This is a genomic window from Fulvivirga sp. (assembly GCF_040220315.1).
Taxonomy (GTDB): Bacteria; Bacteroidota; Bacteroidia; order Cytophagales; family Cyclobacteriaceae; genus Fulvivirga.
Map to the genome: position 1 here is coordinate 1 of NZ_JAVJUY010000182.1, position 5,699 is coordinate 5,699.

Annotated in this window: 4 protein-coding genes; all 4 read left to right on the plus strand. The window is 34.0% G+C overall.

The genetic code is table 11. The annotated features are described in order from the left end of the window. Positions 1–129 precede the first annotated feature (129 nt). Complete coding sequence (locus RLO81_RS08730) at positions 130–2,694, plus strand: glycosyltransferase (protein ID WP_350110165.1); 2,565 nt, start codon at positions 130–132, stop codon at positions 2,692–2,694. Beyond that, the gene (gene asnB, locus RLO81_RS08735) at positions 2,695–4,011 is read left to right on the plus strand and encodes an asparagine synthase (glutamine-hydrolyzing) (RefSeq protein ID WP_350110168.1); all 1,317 of its coding nucleotides are present in this window, start codon (positions 2,695–2,697) and stop codon (positions 4,009–4,011) included. A gap of 44 nt (positions 4,012–4,055) precedes the next feature. Further along, the gene (locus tag RLO81_RS08740; protein ID WP_350110171.1) at positions 4,056–4,586 is read left to right on the plus strand and encodes an asparagine synthase-related protein; all 531 of its coding nucleotides are present in this window, start codon (positions 4,056–4,058) and stop codon (positions 4,584–4,586) included. After that, the coding region (locus RLO81_RS08745) for a hypothetical protein (protein WP_350110174.1) at positions 4,541–5,699 on the plus strand (1,159 nt) is incomplete at its 3' end. The genes RLO81_RS08740 and RLO81_RS08745, both read left to right, overlap by 46 nt.

The following is a 5,699-nucleotide window of genomic DNA, read 5'->3' on the forward strand; positions in this document are numbered from 1 at the left end:
GGCTGGTCTTTCATACGATAGAAATGGTTATCCAATGCATAATAATTATTACGCAGGTATAGATGCATGTTATGAGGCGCGGATTGATTAAAATAAAATCCTCTGAACAAAGTAGTGGTTCATAAACACATGCGTCTAGAAAAATATTTTGATTCCGTACTTTTTCTTACATGGTCAGATTGGGCTAAAGAACCAAGATCTAATAGATATCATTTTGCAACTAGGTTTGCCAAAGAGCTGCCAGTGCTTTTTTTTCAACATAAGTATGAAAAAAGAGATAAGGTAGAGTTCGAAGAAAGTGGTTTTGAAAATATTGATATTATAAATGTAAATCATGGTGTGACTAATGAAGATGTAAAATGTATAAAAAAATTATTATCTGCCAGGGGTATACGTAAGCCATTAATCTGGATATATGACTCAATAAACTATAATCGATTGATTGAGGCTATCCCGCAAGGCTTTAGAGTGTATCACGCTACTGAAGACTACATTATTGAGACAAGTGGTTGGGAAAGCCACAGCAATGAAATACGGGACTCAGTTGTTAAAATTCTAAAAACTATAGATTTTGTAGTATTTTGCTCTGCAAACTTAGTTAATTCTTATGTTACTAATGGTCGTTATAAAGGAAAATACTGTATAGCTGAAAATGGATGTGACGCGGAATATTTCCTTAGCTATATACAAAAGAACGATTTAAAATTAGTAAAATCAAAAACAGCAGTCTTCCAAGGAGGAATAAATTCCAGACTAGATTATGATTTGCTGTATAAAGTTGTAACTTGTTTGCCTGAATGGACGTTTGAGTTTTACGGTATCAGCACTGATTGCAAGGGTTGGAAACAAATATCAGATTTATCAAACGTCCATGTTTATGGAAAAGTAGATGTGGATGCTTTAACTGAGGCAATGGTGAATGCTAATATTGGCATAATACCTTATATACAAGATGAATGGATTTATAATTCATTTCCATTAAAAGCTTATGAGTATGTTGCATGTGGTCTACCTGTAGTTACAACGCCCATTAAATCGTTAGAGGAAAAGGAGAGCCTTTTTTATATTGCAAAAACTGCTGAAGAATTTATAAAAGCTATTCACATTGCTAGTGAAACTCGTGAGGAAAAAGAATTAACGAAAATTAGAAAAGCCGAAGCATTATCTAAATCATATAACAAAAGTTTCTCTAGTATGAAGAATGAACTGTTGAAAGCTAGAGAGCTGGTTGCTATAGCTGGAAATAGATTCAACGTTGCTGTGTTATATGACTCAAGTAATTCATTGCATGTCTCAACAATTATGGAACATCTGGGGTCATTTAAGAAGTATTCACATAACGATATCACTTACATCCCAGCTGACCATAGTTACTGGCGAAAAACGATTCAGTATAACAAGAACTGCAATGTGTCTTTTGATTTTAAACCATTCGATGCTGTTGTTATTCATTATTCAATAAGATTATCTGTCAATACCCATATCTCTGAGCATATTGCTAATGCAATTGCTGATTATCAAGGCTGTAAAATCTTATTTATACAGGATGAGTATGAAGGGATAGAAACTGCAGCAAAATGGATAGAAAAGCTAAAATTGGATGTTATTTTTACATGTGTGCCGAAAAAATATCAAAGAGATATATATCCTGAATACAGATTTCCTGCATTGTCATTTGTTGAGACATTAACAGGCTATGTGCCAGAAAATATTTCAGAATCATCATGGGCAAAACCTTTGCAGGAAAGAAATATTGATATTTTTTATAGGGGAAGGAAACTGCCATATATATACGGTAGTTTAGGGTATGAGAAATATAAGATTGGGTACGAATTCCAAAAAATAGCAAAAGCGCACGATCTAGCATGTGATATTGAAGTTGATGATAGCAAGAGAATATATGGTGAAGAATGGTATAAAAACTTGGGTAGTGCAAGAGCAACGTTAGGTACGGAAAGCGGATCAAATATATTTGACTTTAATGGCAAAATTGAAAAAGAAATAAAAGATTATGTCAATTCCAAAGATAATATAAGTTACGAGGAAATTATTAATGTATTTATTGAGCCAAATGAAAAAGTAATCATGAATCAAGTGTCACCAAAGATATTCGAATCCATAATTTTACGCACTGCTTTAATATTGTTTGAAGGTAGTTATTCAAACGTGCTAATGCCAAACACACACTACATACCGCTAAAAAAAGACTTTTCAAATATAGATGATGTATTAGCTAAACTAAAAGATGATGAATATATTTATGATTTAACTGAAAGAGCTTACAAAGATATTATTATATCAAAAAAATATAGTTATCAAAGTTTTATCAAGCAATTCGATGATGCGTTAAATGATCTCATACTGCATGCCAAATATAATCAATTACATTCTCGCGAACTACTATTTGATGATGGCGATGGCGGGCTCAAACCTTGTATTCCGTATGTGCCATTGGGGATTTATATAAACGATCCTGATTACGTTGATGATGAGGTTTCAAAATCAAAGAAGATTATTGGTGATGTGCAATATTTTCTTAGCAATTTAATGCAGGGAAACTATCAAATCTTATTTGTATCTTTTAAGAACAATAAAAAATTAGAGTTTATGTTTTCATTAGCCAGGAAGTGCTGGCACATTCTCCCTTATAATCAGCGTATCAGTTTGGCTAAGTTGTTTAGGCTTGCGAAATAAATGTGCGGATTAGTTGCGGTTCTTTCTCCTGCTCTAAATGTTAGAGAAGACTTGTTAATTTATATGAGAGATAGGCTAATTCATCGAGGTCCGGATTACGGTGACATATGGATTAGTTCTGATAAGAAAACAGCTTTGGCGCACAGAAGGTTGTCTATTATTGATAAATCAGATTTTGCTAATCAACCAATGTCTAGTAACGATAACTCATCACATTTGGTCTTTAATGGAGAGATATATAATTATATTGAAATAAAAACGCTGTTAGAAAAAAAGGGGTATGTATTCAAAACACATAGCGATACAGAAGTGTTGTTAGCATCATTGCTAGTCTGGGGAGAGGATGCTCTTTCACGACTTAATGGAATGTTTGCATTTGCGCTTTGGAACAATAGAAACAAAACGTTAATGATTGCGAGAGATCGCTTTGGTGAAAAACCGCTATTTATTGGTAAAGGTGAGTTTAATACAACTGTGATCGCCTCGGAAATGAAAGCAATCTTGCCTCATCCTTTAATATCTGATGATATTAATTATGATTCATTAAATAGGTTTACTAGAAATGATTGGTTTGAGCATGATAAGTATACTTTCTTTAATAATATTGAACGTTTCCCTGCATCTCATGCTGCAATATTTAATAAGAATGGTGAAGAAATTAAAAGATGGAGATATTGGAGCCCAAAATTTAATAATGTGTATGAAAATATATCTCCAAAGCAAGCAGTCGAAGAGTTTGGCGCGCTATTAACTAATAGTGTTAACTTAAGACTGCGTACTGATGTTCAAGTAGGCTCTAGTCTCTCTGGAGGATTAGATTCCTCTGCGATTGTTGGAATGATGGCTAGACATAAGAAAAGTAATTTAATTCAACAAAACACATTCTCAGCAGTATTTCCAATGGATCCAACAATCTCAGAAGATAAAGAGATTGATGAAGTTGTTTCTTACACTGGAGTAAATAAATATACTGTTACACCATCACAAGAAGGGCTGGTCGCCGAATCAAAATTACTTCATTGGCATCAGGAAGAACCATTTTTGTCAGCATCTATATATCTGCAATGGTGTGTAGCTCGATTGGCAAAGCAAAACAAAACTGTCGTTCTTCTAGATGGCCAAGGCGCAGATGAACTGTTAGCTGGTTATCAATTTTATTTTAAATGCAGGCAGTTTGATCTGATTGAACAAGGGAAATTAAATTTAGCCAGACGCGAAACAGCTAAATTTAATAGACGGCTCAAAATCGCAGGAAGTAAATACGCTAATAGTCTAGAAGATTTAATCATAAAGTGGCATATGCAGAAGACGAATTAAATACATTACGTTTTAAGATAAAGAAAAAATATACATCCCATTCTATGGGAACTAAGTCAACTTTAAGAAAAACACTGTTTGATGCAATGTTTTTCAACAGTTTGCCGATGCTATTGAGATATGCCGATAGAAACTCCATGGCTTTTTCAAGAGAAACCAGATTACCTTTCTTGGATTACAACCTTGTAGATTACTGTATGCAATTGCCTGACGATTATTATATTAGAAATGGGTGGCAGAAATGGATCTTGAGGGCTGCTACTAAAGAGTTTATACCAACTAAAATCAGATGGCGTGCTGACAAAGTAGGGTATGCTGCACCTTTGGATATTTGGCTAAGAGAAAGAAAACTGAAAGATTGGGCTTATACAAAAGTATTTGATCATGCTTTATATGATTTGCCCGAATATAATTTGGAAGAAATTAGTAAACTCTGGAATCAGCATCAATCTGGACATGCAAATAACTCATGGGCATTGTGGCGCTGGATTAGTCTCTCCGAATGGTTAAGCATTTATAAATCTGGTTATTGGAAGCGCGGCATGCCTGGACAACCCTGCATGCTCGCCATGTAAGTAAGATGCATGATAAATTCAATATATTGGTTTTATGCAATTACAAAGCAATGCATGTGAATACAACCAGAGATCATATCCATTCCATAAAAAAATACAGTGTTAATTCAATTTATGTAGTAGATATATATGCATTTGAAAAAACCAGATCGAGCCTTGAGTACTATCATGCGATAGTCATACACTATTCAATCAATACGCCTGCCTTTTTACATGATCACAATAGTTTATCGACTAAAATTAGAAACTATCCTGGAGTAAAAATTCTTTTCATTCAAGACGAGTATAGATGCGTAAATGATACTGTATCTTGCATGGAGTATTTGAAGATTGATTTAATGTATACAGTAATCAATCCTGAAATAGTAGATAAATTATATAATCACAAAGCTATTAAAAATGTTAAAAAAAAAGTGACGCTCACAGGTTTTGTGCCCGAAGGCTTAGAAGGAATACGCGTTCCCGATTATGAATCGCGTAATATAGATGTAGGCTATCGGGCTCGAAAGGTTCCATATTGGCTAGGTAGTTTTGCACAAGAAAAATGGATTATCGCAGAAAGGTTTAAAAAAGAAGCGCAGAAATATAATTTATCATGTGATATTGATACTAATGAGCATAAGCGGTTATACGGAAAAAAATGGTATAATTTTATAGCAAGCTGTAAAGCCATGTTGGGTACGGAAAGTGGGGCGAGTATCATTGACTATTCTGGCCTTCTGCAACAAAAAATTGAGAAACTACAATTACATAACCCTGATTTAGAATATAACCAGATTAAAGATGAATATTTTTCTACAGATGGTGACATTATTATACATGTTATTTCGCCAAGATGTTTCGAAGCTGCCTCTCTCAAAACATTAATGGTGCTATACCCTGGTACATATTCGGGTATATTGGAGCCATGGAAGCATTACTTGCCATTAAAACGTGATCATAGCAATGTTGATGAAGTAATTGCAGTTATCAAAAATCCGGATAAAGCTAGTGAAATAATAGATAACGCCTACGAGGATATTGCTACTAATTCTAAGTACTCTTACCGGTCAATGGTGTCGGATCTGGATAAGGAAATACTAATCTTAATTAAGCATAAACTCACTAAAAATA